This window comes from Vibrio crassostreae 9ZC13 (assembly GCF_000272045.2).
GTDB classification, from domain to species: Bacteria; Pseudomonadota; Gammaproteobacteria; order Enterobacterales; family Vibrionaceae; genus Vibrio; species Vibrio crassostreae_C.
Window position 1 is genome coordinate 242,471 of sequence record NZ_AJYZ02000040.1, and the last position, 13,275, is coordinate 255,745.

A 13,275-nucleotide genomic window follows, 5' to 3' on the forward strand; every position below is an offset into this window, starting at 1 on the left:
GAAACGATTGGAGAAGACATTCATGTCCCGAGTATGCCAAGTAACTGGTAAGCGTCCAGTAACGGGTAACAACCGTTCACACGCACGCAATGCTACTAAGCGCCGTTTTCTGCCGAACCTACAAACTCATCGTTTCTGGGTAGAGAGCGAAAAACGTTTTGTTAAACTACGTCTAACTGCTAAAGGCATGCGTATCATTGATAAGAAAGGCATCGATGCTGTTCTTGTTGATATCCGTGCACGTGGCGAAAACGTTTAAGAGGAATTAAGCAATGGCTAAAGGCATTCGTGAGAAAATTCGTCTAGTATCTTCTGCAGGTACTGGTCACTTCTACACAACTGATAAGAACAAGCGTAACATGCCAGGCAAATTTGAGATCAAAAAGTTTGATCCAGTAGTTCGCCAACACGTTATGTACAAAGAAGCTAAAATCAAGTAATTGATGCTTTTTTTGCTCTTCTTCAGTAGAAGAAAGAATTGAAAAACCCAGTTTAATCGCTGGGTTTTTTTATATCTACAATTTGAGGAACTCAATTATTCTTGCTTGATATAGCCTCTGATAGATAGAAATCTGTACAACATAGAAAGTATTGCCACTTTCACGATATACTGAATGTTCAATAGGTTAGATGAGCAGAATCAGATGAGATATCGTGGACGCCGGTGGAACAACATACTCATGTTCAGTGTGATCGCTTTTATTGGCGTGTTAAACCTTCCAACATTGATCAAAGCGTACCTTATCGAACCTGAACCGCAGGTTGATAGCCCTTATCCTTATCTCCTGAACCCAACAGCAAAGCTTCAAGCGTTACACTTTGCTAAGTGGTCTGTCATTCAACAAGATAATCAATGGGTTTACCAGTTCGAAGATACTGACTTTCCTCAAGCCACCAATGCACAAGAGCTGTCACAACGTTGGAAAGAGCTTGTGGGCACGGAAGTCGACTCACAGACCTACACAGACCTTACGCCTCGGTTAAATACACCACACACCATCGAAGTATGGTATCAAGACCAAGAAGAGCCCCAGCGTATTACCTATTATCAATTGCCTGAGTTCTGGTTGTTAAAAAACTGGAATGATCAGTGGTTGGCGGTGTCTATTGAAGAGAACTACCTGTTTCCAAGCTTTAACGCTAACCACTCCTCTAAATCGGACGACTAACTATGCCTGAATTACCCGAAGTCGAAGTAAGCAGAATGGGGATCTCACCTCATTTAGTCGGCGAGACCATTAAAACTCTTACTTTTCGCACGCCTAAGCTACGTTGGGATATCCCACAAGAGCTAAAAGCATTAGAAGGGCAGGTGATTCGCTCTATCTCGCGTCGCGCAAAGTACCTATTGATTGAGACGGATACTGGCACTGCCATTGTTCACCTTGGTATGTCTGGCTCACTGCGCGTATTAGATGCCGATTTCCCGGCAGCAAAGCACGATCACGTGGATCTTAAGCTCACTAATGGAAAAGTACTACGCTACAACGATCCACGTCGTTTTGGCGCTTGGCTGTGGTCTGCTCCCGACGAAACACACCCTGTGTTACTCGGTTCTGGCCCTGAACCACTAACCGATGACTTCAACGCTGACTACATTGCTGAGAAAGCAGAAAAGCGTAAAGTGGCCGTCAAGCAGTTCATCATGGACAACAAAGTGGTGGTTGGTGTGGGTAATATCTATGCCAATGAAGCGCTATTTGCTTCACGTATTAGCCCTTTGCGCCCTGCAAGCAAAGTGACAAAACAAGAGTGGGTCTTGTTGACCAAAGAGATCAAACAAGTGCTCGCCACCGCCATTAAACAAGGTGGTACTACGCTAAAAGATTTCGCACAAGCAGATGGCAAACCGGGGTATTTCGCCCAAGAGCTGCAAGTGTATGGGAAAGCGGGTGAAAAGTGTCCAAGCTGCGAAGCATTGATTCAAGAGCTAAAAATCGGACAGCGCAATACGTTTTATTGCGAAGAGTGCCAAGTATAGAAAATCTGAACTCGTGTTCACTTTTTATTGCTAGTCGATAGGCTAGCGAGTGGCTACAATTGTACTAATTATATGAATTGAGAATAGTAGAATGAAATATTTAGTAACTGGCGTTGCTGGTTTTATTGGCTCTGCAGTGTCAGAGCGACTATGTGCGGCAGGGCATGAGGTTGTTGGTATCGATAACCTAAATGACTACTACGAAGTCTCTCTGAAACATGATCGCCTTAAGCGTATCGAGCATGAAAAGCTTACCTTTATCGAGCTGGATCTCGCTGATAGAGAAGGTATCGCTGAGCTTTTCGCACAGCAAAAGTTTGACCGCGTGATTCACTTAGCGGCGCAAGCTGGCGTTCGTTACTCAATTGATAACCCAATGGCGTATGCCGATAGCAACCTTGTCGGTCACTTAGCTATTCTTGAAGGCTGTCGCCATAATAAGGTTGAACACCTCGTTTATGCTTCATCGAGTTCCGTTTATGGCTTGAATCAAAAAATGCCATTCCATACAGCAGACAGTGTTGATCACCCGATTTCACTGTACGCCGCGACTAAGAAGTCGAATGAGTTGATGGCGCATACCTATTCTCATTTATACGACGTACCAACGACAGGTCTTCGCTTCTTTACGGTTTACGGCCCTTGGAGTCGCCCTGATATGGCGATGTTCAAGTTTGCGAATCTAATCGTAGCGGGCAAAGAAATCGACATTTATAACAACGGCGACATGATGCGTGACTTCACTTATATCGATGATATCGTTGAAGGTATTATTCGTGTTCAAGATCGTATACCAGCCAAGCAACCAGATTGGACCGTTGAGCAAGGGTCACCAGCAACCAGTTCTGCTCCGTATCGCGTGTTTAACATCGGTCATGGCAGCCCGGTTAAATTAATGGACTACATCGAAGCATTAGAAGGTGCTCTAGGTGTTGAAGCGAAAAAGAACTTCATGCCAATGCAGCCTGGTGATGTGTACGCGACTTACGCTGATACGGAAGATTTGTTTGAAGCGGTTGGCTATAAACCTCAAGTGAAGATCCAAGAAGGCGCGAAAGCTTTCGCGGATTGGTATAAAGCCTATTACTCGCTGTAGTAATTGATAAACTTTGAATAAAAAATAGCGCTCACTGAGCGCTATTTTTATAGGTAATCGCACGATTGCTTTTTAGGTATAAGTATAAGCATAAAGAGAGGGGGCAATTTAATGTGAGTGTACTTTTCCTAGACCTAGAATTTTGGTCTGAACTCTTTATCTAGTACTGCAAGGTGATAAAGGTTTGTTGATAGATTAAGTGCCATACTCTTTATTTTGTTCACAATCTTCATAAAGGCGACAGAATAGTCTTTTCTACCTTTATGTTTACGACTACCGATAATTGACGGCCGTTTACTACGCTGTAATCCAGCAGAAGAAACACCAAACATGGGGTGCTTATGAATCCAAGTATTCCTTAAGAATACATCAACTGGATAATTAAAAGTTGAACTTTGTTCGATGAAAGCTTGTGCCGCTTTGGGAGATATAGCATAGCAGGCGGTTCCTTGAGGAACTTTCAAATACTTTACAAGATGCTGTGTATCGTACTTATCAACTGAATAATGTAGTCTATTCTTACTGTCTTGTAAGCGAATAAAACCACACTGCTCAATATGCTGCTCGGCGATAGTCAAAGTATTGCGAAATATATCGATATCAATATCGGCATGATCTTCGAAGACTAAAATGGGTTCATTTAACTCTATGCATTTTTGCCAAATAAGATAATGGCTTGCATAACACCCCACTTCCCCAATTGCATGCGGCCTCCCCATGTTGTACAAAAAATTTCTTTCTTGAATTCTGGTTAGTAAAGGATGCTCATCAACTCTTGCATCCACCCCAATAAAAAACTCAAAATCAACCTGAACATCCTTAAGGGCGTCGGCTGTTGATCTTTGCCTACAATGATTATTTTTCAAGGTAATACAGTATGATTTCATAGAGCTATATTGATGTGTTTATTTATAGTGAACCATAGTAACACTCGCCTGGATTTTTGTAATAACGGTTCACTTATTTAGCGATTATGGTTGTGACGGGCTTCAAGAATGTTGAGGCAGTATGGCTGATTGACTATTAGTGGTTCTGTAGTGTCGGAAAGATCGTGCTCGGGGCGGATTAAATTATAGGTATTAATAAAAATAGCGCTCACTGAGCGCTATTTTTATTTTTCGGAGTAGATAAAGAGAACTACTTGGCTGTTTTTATTGTGATTTCGTCTGCTACTTTTTGTGGCACAAACTGACTAATATCCCCGCCGTGTATAGCGACTTCACGAACAATGGTTGAAGAGAGGAAAGCATATTCTTCTGAAGGGGTAAGGAACACGCTTTCAAGCCCTGGTAGTAACTTGCGGTACATGCTAGTGAGTCCAAACTCGTACTCAAAATCCATGGTTGTTCTTAGGCCTCGCACCAACACATTCGCTTGCTGCTGTTTAGCAAAATCGACCAGTAACCCCGAAAATCCTTCAACAGACACGTTAGGTAAGTGAGACACCGCATCACGTAACAACTCTACACGTTCATCTAATTCAAACATGGTTTTTTTACTTGGGCTCGCTGCTACTCCAACAGTGATATGGTCAAACATGCTAGCGGCACGAACAATGATATCAAGGTGGCCATTGGTCACCGGATCAAACGTTCCTGGATAAATAACGTGTGTGCTCATTTTAGCTGTCCTTGCTTAATGTAGTGTTCGAATTCGGTGCTTTACTAGAGTTTAAGGCCTTATCGAGTTGCTGCTTTACCATATCGAGTGTGATGTCTTTCATTAGGTCATCGCCTTTAGCACGGGTTCCCCATGGAAGGTCTGCGACTGGTTTACCTTGTTGTGCTTCTACGTGCTGTTGATAAACACTCACTACGATATCGAGATCGTTGTAAGGTCCTGTTCTACGAGGGTCGCTGTGTGCGTACAAGCCGATTACAGGCGTTGACTGCGTAGTTGCCAAGTGGGCTGGGCCAGTATCAGGTGCCAATACCACCGTTGCATGTTTCAGTACGGCAGTCAGTTGCTTCAAGTTCGTTTTGCCAATCAAGTTGGTTACTGGCGACTGGCATAATTTTTCGATGTCGCTACCAAGGTTAACTTCTCTTGGTGCCGGAGAACCACATAACACCACTTGCATGCCTTGTTCGACAGCATAATCAGCAATAGCTGCATATCGCTCAGTTAACCAATTGCGTGAATCTTTGCTTGCAGCTGGGGAGATAACCAAGGTCGGCTTGTCTGCCATGGTGCTAATTGCGAGTTGTTCATCTTCAGGTGTTAAAGGGATATCCCATTGAGGCTTATCGAAGGGGGCACCAATGTAGCGAGCAAATTCGGCAAAGTTATCCAACACATGAAACTTATCTGAAATAGGTAGATGGTGGTTGGTAAAGAGTGACTGCATTTCACGAGTACGGTTTTTGCCAAATCCCACTTTGCACTTCGCCTTTATTCCCCAAGATAGCACGCTGGCTCTGAGTGCGGCTTGCATATGCAGAAGTGCATCAAATTTACGATCAGATAGCTGACGCCATAATTCACGCATTCCTTTGAAGCCTTGTTTCTTATCGAAAACAATCACCTCAATACCGGGTAGATCGCCGATCAGCATGGCTTCTATTTTGCCCGTTATCCAAGTGATTTTCGTTTCAGGCCACTGCTTCTGGATGGCTTGAACCACAGAAATAGCATGACAAACATCGCCAATCGCGGAGAGGCGAAGTATGCAAAGAGATTGAGGTGCAGTTGAGAACAGTGACATAAAGTGCCCGAAAAAAGTGAATAACATCAGAATTATGCAGATACTCGCATTAGTTGTAAAATAGCAATGACGAAAAGCGACCCAAAGGCCTCATAGATGGAAACGATTAGCACCAAGAACCAAACAATTTGGTACGACCCTGAACTTTTGGCTCAGGTACCAGAGGGCGATATCGCTCAGATTTTTGAGGCTGAATATTGGCAGCAACAAGACGCCATTTCAGGCAGTGCTCAAGGGCGCGGTACCACATGGTTCATTCAGCTTGATGGAATACAGGCCGCATTGCGCCATTATCGCCGTGGCGGATTGTTTGGCAAGCTAGTCGAAGACCAATATCGTTTCTCTGATTGGGAGAGTACTCGCTGCGCTATGGAGCTTAATGTCCTAAAGATATTGGCAAACGCAGGTGTGAATGTACCGAAGCCTATTGCTGCTAGAGCCATTAAAAGCGGACTACTTTATCGAGCTGACTTAATGTCTGAACGAATTCCCAATGCCAAAGATCTGGTTGATGTCTTGGTCAATGGCCCGATAGATGCGGATGTTTATCGTCGAATTGGCCAAGAGGTACGCAAGATGCACGATGCTGGGGTTAATCATACCGATCTCAACATTCATAATATCTTGCTTGATGACTCGCAAAACGTGTGGATTATTGACTTTGATAAGTGTGGTCATCAAGCGGGTGATGACTGGAAAGAAGGCAACTTGAATCGCTTAAAGCGCTCGTTCTTAAAAGAAGTGAACAAGCGCCAGATTCAATGGCAAGAGTCGGATTGGGAGCCGATATTAAAGGGTTATCAAGGTTAGATGTTAAAAGGCTACCAAGGCTAATTAGGTCAAATAGTTGTTAGCTAAGAATGTATTCCAAGGTTTTATCCAACGCCCCTCGGTTCTGCTCAACTACTTGATAAGCCGCTAAGCCTTTAGTTTTACGCAGTTCTGATTGTTTGAACAGTTGTTGGAGTTGGCCAGCGATATCTTGGCTATTTTGACAAATAGTGACGGCTTGAGCTTCAAGCAGTTTGTCTGTGATCTCGCTGAAGTTAAAATAGCTAGGGCCATTGAGTAAAGGTAACTGCAGTGCCGCAGGCTCTAGAAGATTATGGCCACCCACCTTACCGCCCACAAGGCTTCCTCCCATAAAGCACACATCAGATCCGCCGAGTAATACCAACATTTCTCCCATCGTATCCGCAATATACACTTCAACATCAGAGGCGATAGGTTGTTGACTTGTTCGAGTGATGGTGTTGAATTCTTGCTGTTTAGCCAGTTCCGTCACTTGGCTGAATCGTTCAGGGTGACGAGGTACAATCATCAATAACGCTCTTGGTTTGTCTTTTAGAAGTTGCTTATGAGCATCTAAAACAATTTCATCTTCACCTTGGTGGGTACTCGCAGCAATCCAGACATCACGATTAAAGCCGACTTGATCCCTCAAAGCTTTACCTTTTTCTACTTGTTCAGAAGAGACTTCAATATCAAACTTGATTGAGCCTGTCACATGCACCGATGCTTTATCTAACCCTAATCGTATAAAACGCTCAGCATCACTTGGGTATTGGCAGAGTACTTGAGAAAGGTTTTTCGCTAGAAGGTTAAAGACGGATTGGAATTTGGCGTAGCGTTGGCATGAACGTTCAGATAGGCGAGCGTTGAGTACCGAAATGGGGATTCCAGCTTTCGCGACGCAGTGCAGTGTATTTGGCCATAACTCGGTTTCCATGATTAGCATCTGTTTAGGCTGAACAGTCTTCAAAAAACCTCGAATACACCAAGAAAAATCAATCGGCATGTAGCGATGCTCGACTAAATCACCGAGTTTTTCTATCTGCTCTGCACCTGTGCTGGTTGTCGTGGTAACGATAATGGCTTGGTTTGGATTGCGTCGCTTCAGTTGCTTGATGATCGGTACGGCGGCAATCGATTCACCAACCGATACTGCGTGAATCCAGATAGGATTCTTACCTTGAGTTTGCGGTGTGATCCCGAAATGTTCTTTCCAACGCTGACCAAAACTTGGCTTTCCAGGTTTGCTCTTATAAAGCCCATACAGCAGTAGCGGAGAAGCTAATGACAATATGAGAGTATAGATAAGTCGTATAAGCATAAGAACAGTGACACCAGAGGGTAAAATCAGTAATGAGAAGAGTATTTTCTTCAATCTCGAAAGTAAAGAGCGTTATAATTAAATGCTTAGTGACACTTTCAAACGGAAATGGTGAACTCTATCTCATCGCTTATTCAAACCGATCAATCCTATCGTTTCTTGCTCTATGTCGAGCAAAACTACTCATTTGCTATTCTTCGCCCATTCTATGATTACGCGAAGCAACTCGGCCATGAGGTTAAGTGGTTGCTTGTTGGTGAAGACGCTTCTGAACATCTTTTACTGGATCAAGAGCAGAGCGTCTCTTTGACAGAAGCTATTGCCTTTAATCCTTCTGCCGTTCTAGTGCCTGGCGATCGTGTTCCAGCGTTTATTCCAGGGTTGAAGGTACAAGTATTTCATGGTTTGAACGAGAGCAAACGAGGGAACTTATATCCTGAACGTGGTCTATTTGATTTGTATTGCACTGAAGGCCATGAAAGAACGAGCTCATTGGAACCACTAGCTAAACAGCGCGGCTATTTTCAAGTTAAAGAGACCGGGTGGCTGAAGCTCGATAGCTTGTTTAATTATCAAGCTAGTGAGAATCGTCATGAGAGACCTCAAATTCTGTTCGCTTCCACTTTTTCGCCAAGCTTATCGTGTGCAGAGTTGGTTTATGAAGAGCTTAAGCGCCTCAGTCAACTGAGTCAGTGGCAATGGTTAGTGACTCTTCATCCGAAAATGAATCAAGAGACGAGAGCGAAATATCAAGCACTGGAAGGGGATAACCTTCTCTTTTTCGATAATGACCGAGTGATTGAAATGCAACATCGTGCTGATGTTATGGTGTGTGACAACTCATCGATATTTCAGGAATTCTTGTTGCTCAATAAGCCTGTTGTCACGGTAAATAATCGAGACCCTCAAGCAAGCTTTATTAACATTACTCAAGCCGAGCAATTAGAATCAGCAATTAAGCAAGCAATGCTACCTGATGAAGAAAGAGATAACGCTATCGCTCATTACGGCCCGTCAATAACACCATATTTAGATGGGCAATCCTCAGCGAGAGTTCTGAGTGCTATTACTGATGTGCTAGAAAGCGGCTGGCAAGATAACAAGCCAAAAAATTGGATTCGTAACTTTAAAATCCGTAAATCATTAAACTATTGGAAATTCTAGGGCTGAATAATGAGAAAACATACCCTGTCTGTCATTGTTATTACCAAGAATGAAGAAGACCGAATTGAAACTTGCCTTAAATCTGTTGTTGATATTGCCGATGAGCTAATTGTGTTAGACAGCGGATCAACGGACGCAACCGTTGAAATATGCCAAAAATATACAGATAACGTGACAATCACAGATTGGCCTGGCTTTGGTAAGCAAAAACAGCGAGCGCTAGATAAAGCGACATGTGATTGGGTGCTATCAATTGATGCTGACGAAGCTCTCGATAAAGAGATGAGCGACGCTCTTGTTGAACTATTAAAACAAGACCAAATCAAACACACTGCGTACAAACTGCCTTGGGGAGTGACTCTTTATGGCACGACTCTAAAACATGGCCGCAGTGCTCGTGCAGTATTAAGACTGTTTAAGAGAGAAGGCTCTCGATATACGTTAGACGAGGTTCACGAGACCGTCGTTCCGGAGCAAGGCTCTACAGGGATATTGAAGGGATTTCTTCTTCATTACACCCATCGTGACTATGGCCACGGCCTAGATAAAGCAGCGCAGTACGCCTGGCTCGGCTCGCAAAAGTACCATCGTAAAGGCAAGAAATCACACGGCTTATTCCTTGCTCTACTTCGAGCGATGTGGACGTTTTTCCTTGTGTACATTATCCGTCGTGGCTTTATGGATGGTAGTGTCGGTTTCATTATGGCTATGACTTACGCTCAGGTGAATTTCAATAAATATGTCGGCTTGTGGCTTATCGAAAAAGAAAGGAGTTAACCAGTGGCTTTTAAATTAGAGTACTGCCTGTCAGATACTTACAATGTAGGGGATGATCTTAACCCTTGGCTATGGCCACAACTGTTTGGTGACTTGATTGTAGAAGATAGCTCTCGTTATTTTTTAGGCATAGGGACGATTTTGACGGAGAAGCGATTAAATAAAACTCTTTCAGGTGCGGACGAAGTTATTATCTTCTCATCAGGCGTATGAGGGTAGAGTGTCCCTAAGTTATCTGATAAATGTACTACTTGTGGTGTAAGGTGGTCTAGAACGGAAAAAGATTAGGGTTAAACCCCTTAGCCAATGACAAGAACAATTACCAGTTGAGTTCTTCGGAACAACTAAATGCGATAGTTAAGATTCGAAAAGAAGTGATAAATAAAATTATCAAAGATAAAAACTCAATTGTTAGGGTAGGTTAAATCATTTCCCCTACCCTAATAGCATTAAATTATTTCTTAGTTAATTTTTCAAAAAAGTTAATGTGCTGTTTTACTGTTTCTGATGACGAAAAGTAGCGCTGAAGTCTGATCTTTGCTTTACGTCCCATCTCCACGCATTGTTCTTTATTATTTGCCATATTGTTTATTGATTCACCTAATAACTGAGCGTTTTTTACGGGAACAATGTGACCAGTTTCGTTTTCTTCAATTAGCTCTGGAGAGCCACCTGTTGTCGTTACGATTGATGGTGTCCCATTAGCCATGGCTTCAACGATCGTTCTTGGAAGGCCTTCCCCACTGATCGATGGCTGGATTTGAAAGTCAGCCATTGCCATTATCGATGGAACATCTTTTCTGTGACCAATGAAGTGGATTCTCTCCGACATAGGGCTTTTTTGGGCCATATCAAAGTAAGGCTCGTAACCACTGCCAATTAAAAGGAGGTGGAAGTCAGGGTTTTCAACAAAGCGTGTAGCCTCAATTAGAACATCAATCCCTTTACTTGGCCTTACATGCGCGGCACATACAGCAATGACTTTACTTGAATCTAAGCCAAATTCTTCCGGCTTATTTGCTTGAACAGTATACCAGTTTAGTTCATGACCTTTATAAATAGTTACTACATTTTCTTTGTCACACCAAGCTCTCTTTTTCACGTCGTTAGCAACAGCTTTTGATACGCAAACAATGCCGCTGACTTTTGGGTGTAGGTGAGTAAGGTAAGCGGAAGGATCATGGCGATATAGGCCGCCCGTAGTCCCGCGATATGTGATTAATTTGGTTTCTGTACCAATACAAGCAAACGCCGCGTTTGGGATTGTTTTGGAATTAAATGCATAAAAGATGTCATAGCTTTTATTTTTAAGTTCTTTCTTATAAGTCCTGATAGTTTTTAAACAAATCTTTTTATTAGGGTATGCATCAATAACTTTCACACCACACTCTCTAAACCGTTGAGTGTATTCTGCATCTCCTTGGGTAATAACTGTTACCTCATGGCCTTGCTTTACCATTTCAACAAACATTTCGGCTTCAGGGCGTACGCTATTTCGAGCATGGTAGTAAGAACTAGCAATAAGAATTTTCATTGAGTTACCGCTTCGAGTATTTGAATTTTATATTATGTAAATTACGTTGAATTGTTTCGTTTAAATTGAACCACTCACGCTTACATTTCTTGAATAAGCTTCTAGTGCTAGTGCGTTTTTCATACCCGATATCAGAATCAAACTTAGGGTCGTTTGTTAAACAAGGAACAGCAGTTCCATAGCATTCAACATCGTTTTGCCAGAATCGGTCCATATAAATATCTACGGCCATATACCACTCTTTTGAATGTTCAAGGAATTTATTCGCCCCTGAAGGCCTCAAGAAATAGGCTGTTGCACTCATATGCCCTTTAGTGAACTTATGAATACTAGTGGAATTAGCTTCGAACACTTCGTAAGAATCATATTTACGGCGTTTATTTTTGAATAATCTCACACACTCTACATTTTCTGGTATATCACTAATATCTCGAATGAAGTTGAGGAATTCTTCTTTATATAGAAGAGCATCATCTTCAATTACGATTATTGACTGATTGAGTTCAACACACTTTTCCCATAATAAAAAGTGGCTTGCATAGCATCCTAGCTGTCCTGCACTCAATGTCTTTGCTCTGTATGTTTGGCTTAAATCATCGTTATAAAGTTTCAGTAGCGGATGAGGAGGAGACATTCGGCCATCTATCGCAGAAAAAAACTCAAAAGGAAGAGATAGTTCATCTAGTTGACGACTAATGTTCTCTTTTCTCTCTGTCGAAGATTCTAAGTTTATGACAAAAATTTTAGTCATGGTAATTCTCTTACATCTTAAGCGATCGGGTAATAATAACAATGATAGGATCTTTGTGGAGCGTGAATGCTCTAGTTGTATGATTTCTCATCTATAATATCTCAGGTTTATGTTTATCTGTGATACGGGTTGTCATTACTTTCCGGACGAGTCTTAAGCAGTCTTAAGATCCACATATATTGCTCAGGCTTTTTGCTTACGTAGTCTTCAATACATTGATTCATCATACGCGCGTCCTCCTCTTCGCCTCCTGTTGGGAATGGTAGAGCAGGGTAGAAGTCCAAGGCGTATTGGCCTGTACTGCTATCGTATTGAGCAAACAAGGGCACAATTTTAGCTTTACTTAGTTTTGATAGGCGACCAAGGCCTGAGATAGTTGCTTTTTGAGTCGCGAAAAAGTCAACGAAGACACTGTGCTCACGGCCAAGATCTTCATCAGGGAGGTAGTAACCCAGGTACCCATCACGTACCGACTTGATGAAAGGTTTGATACCACCGCTGCGATCATAAACACGACCGCCGTATTGCACGCGCTGTCGGTGCATTAGCCAGTCACTGAGTTTGTTTTTTTGTGCTTTCGCCATCGCAGATACAGGTAAATTGCGTGAAGCTAATAATACCGCTGGGATATCGATAGCCCATGTGTGTGGCACCAGCAAGATCACATTCTCGCCACTGTCTATAATATCGGTTAGGTTGCTTAGGCCGTTTATCGCAGTGTTATTCTCTAGCCAAGTTTTACTCTTGAGTGTCAGTGAAGCAAATCCCATCAAAAATGAGATGGAAGTAACGTATGACTGATAGAGAGTTTCTTCGCGCTCTTCGATTGATTGCTCAGGGAAACACATCTCAAGGTTCACTCGAGCCCGGCGGTTAGCCTTATTCCTAATTTTTACAGCTTGCTTAGCCATAAACTTAGCTAATGCTAAACGAATGCTATTAGGTAAGAAGCAGACTAAAGACGATAACAAAACAGCAATCCAAGTTCCCCAGTATTTAGGTGCTAGAAAACCCCATTCAAACTCAGGATTGTAAGCTTTTGGATCAAAATCATTGCGTTGTGTGGTCATTCATTCACTACATTATTTAAATCAGAGAGTTAACTTAATATCGGTCACTCTGGGAATGATTATATTCGTTAGACATTCCCAATAA

Annotated in this window: 16 protein-coding genes; 9 read left to right on the forward strand and 7 right to left on the reverse strand. The window is 42.5% G+C overall.

What is annotated here, in order from left to right:
* The first annotated feature begins 22 nt into the window (after positions 1-22).
* The 5 genes from rpmB (at position 23) to A136_RS13700 (ending at position 3,077) form a co-directional block, all read left to right on the forward strand.
* Positions 23-259 carry a 50S ribosomal protein L28 gene (rpmB, locus tag A136_RS13680; RefSeq protein ID WP_004728407.1) on the forward strand — a complete coding sequence of 79 codons (237 nt, stop codon included), beginning with the start codon at positions 23-25 and terminating at the stop codon, positions 257-259.
* Positions 260-272: 13 nt separating this feature from the next.
* Positions 273-440 carry a 50S ribosomal protein L33 gene (gene rpmG, locus A136_RS13685; RefSeq protein WP_002535344.1) on the forward strand — a complete coding sequence of 56 codons (168 nt, stop codon included), beginning with the start codon at positions 273-275 and terminating at the stop codon, positions 438-440.
* A 204-nt stretch (positions 441-644) separates the two neighbouring features.
* Positions 645-1,169: a hypothetical protein gene (locus tag A136_RS13690; protein ID WP_080582204.1), complete on the forward strand. Its 525-nt coding sequence runs from the start codon at positions 645-647 to the stop codon at positions 1,167-1,169.
* A 2-nt stretch (positions 1,170-1,171) separates the two neighbouring features.
* The gene (gene mutM / locus A136_RS13695; RefSeq protein ID WP_017063089.1) at positions 1,172-1,981 is read left to right on the forward strand and encodes a bifunctional DNA-formamidopyrimidine glycosylase/DNA-(apurinic or apyrimidinic site) lyase; all 810 of its coding nucleotides are present in this window, start codon (positions 1,172-1,174) and stop codon (positions 1,979-1,981) included.
* A 91-nt stretch (positions 1,982-2,072) separates the two neighbouring features.
* Entirely contained in the window at positions 2,073-3,077 is a 1,005-nt protein-coding gene (locus A136_RS13700) for an NAD-dependent epimerase (RefSeq protein ID WP_017063090.1), read from the forward strand.
* Between the two features lie 134 nt (positions 3,078-3,211).
* Here the strand turns inward: A136_RS13700 and A136_RS13705 are convergent, their stop codons facing one another.
* The 3 genes from A136_RS13705 to A136_RS13715 all read right to left on the reverse strand — a co-directional run bounded on the left by A136_RS13705 (position 3,212) and on the right by A136_RS13715 (position 5,781).
* Positions 3,212-3,964: a glycosyltransferase family 25 protein gene (locus tag A136_RS13705; protein ID WP_017063091.1), complete on the reverse strand. Its 753-nt coding sequence runs from the start codon at positions 3,962-3,964 to the stop codon at positions 3,212-3,214.
* Positions 3,965-4,214: 250 nt separating this feature from the next.
* A complete protein-coding gene (gene coaD / locus A136_RS13710; protein WP_017063092.1) occupies positions 4,215-4,697 on the reverse strand; it encodes a pantetheine-phosphate adenylyltransferase in 483 nt (160 codons plus the stop codon).
* A 1-nt stretch (position 4,698) separates the two neighbouring features.
* Positions 4,699-5,781: a glycosyltransferase family 9 protein gene (locus A136_RS13715; RefSeq protein ID WP_017063093.1), complete on the reverse strand. Its 1,083-nt coding sequence runs from the start codon at positions 5,779-5,781 to the stop codon at positions 4,699-4,701.
* Positions 5,782-5,877: 96 nt separating this feature from the next.
* On the opposite strand from A136_RS13715, the gene A136_RS13720 reads away from it, so the two are divergent.
* Positions 5,878-6,591: a 3-deoxy-D-manno-octulosonic acid kinase gene (locus A136_RS13720; protein WP_017063094.1), complete on the forward strand. Its 714-nt coding sequence runs from the start codon at positions 5,878-5,880 to the stop codon at positions 6,589-6,591.
* A gap of 40 nt (positions 6,592-6,631) precedes the next feature.
* Here the strand turns inward: A136_RS13720 and waaA are convergent, their stop codons facing one another.
* Positions 6,632-7,894: a lipid IV(A) 3-deoxy-D-manno-octulosonic acid transferase gene (gene waaA / locus A136_RS13725; protein ID WP_017063095.1), complete on the reverse strand. Its 1,263-nt coding sequence runs from the start codon at positions 7,892-7,894 to the stop codon at positions 6,632-6,634.
* A gap of 132 nt (positions 7,895-8,026) precedes the next feature.
* Here waaA and A136_RS13730 point away from each other — a divergent pair, with 132 nt between their 5' ends.
* The 3 genes from A136_RS13730 to A136_RS13740 are packed head-to-tail and all read left to right on the forward strand — an operon-like array spanning position 8,027 to position 10,048.
* Positions 8,027-9,058 carry a CDP-glycerol--glycerophosphate glycerophosphotransferase gene (locus tag A136_RS13730; protein ID WP_029235104.1) on the forward strand — a complete coding sequence of 344 codons (1,032 nt, stop codon included), beginning with the start codon at positions 8,027-8,029 and terminating at the stop codon, positions 9,056-9,058.
* A 9-nt stretch (positions 9,059-9,067) separates the two neighbouring features.
* The gene (locus A136_RS13735; protein ID WP_017063097.1) at positions 9,068-9,835 is read left to right on the forward strand and encodes a glycosyltransferase family 2 protein; all 768 of its coding nucleotides are present in this window, start codon (positions 9,068-9,070) and stop codon (positions 9,833-9,835) included.
* 3 nt (positions 9,836-9,838) lie between these two features.
* The gene (locus A136_RS13740; RefSeq protein ID WP_017063098.1) at positions 9,839-10,048 is read left to right on the forward strand and encodes a hypothetical protein; all 210 of its coding nucleotides are present in this window, start codon (positions 9,839-9,841) and stop codon (positions 10,046-10,048) included.
* A gap of 241 nt (positions 10,049-10,289) precedes the next feature.
* On the opposite strand, the gene A136_RS13745 is transcribed toward A136_RS13740, so the two are convergent.
* The 3 genes from A136_RS13745 to lpxM all read right to left on the reverse strand — a co-directional run bounded on the left by A136_RS13745 (position 10,290) and on the right by lpxM (position 13,190).
* A complete protein-coding gene (locus A136_RS13745; protein WP_017063099.1) occupies positions 10,290-11,369 on the reverse strand; it encodes a glycosyltransferase family 4 protein in 1,080 nt (359 codons plus the stop codon).
* Positions 11,370-11,373: 4 nt separating this feature from the next.
* Positions 11,374-12,120: a glycosyltransferase family 25 protein gene (locus tag A136_RS13750; protein ID WP_017063100.1), complete on the reverse strand. Its 747-nt coding sequence runs from the start codon at positions 12,118-12,120 to the stop codon at positions 11,374-11,376.
* Positions 12,121-12,233: 113 nt separating this feature from the next.
* Complete coding sequence (lpxM, locus tag A136_RS13755; RefSeq protein ID WP_017063101.1) at positions 12,234-13,190, reverse strand: lauroyl-Kdo(2)-lipid IV(A) myristoyltransferase; 957 nt, start codon at positions 13,188-13,190, stop codon at positions 12,234-12,236.
* Positions 13,191-13,275 lie beyond the last annotated feature (85 nt).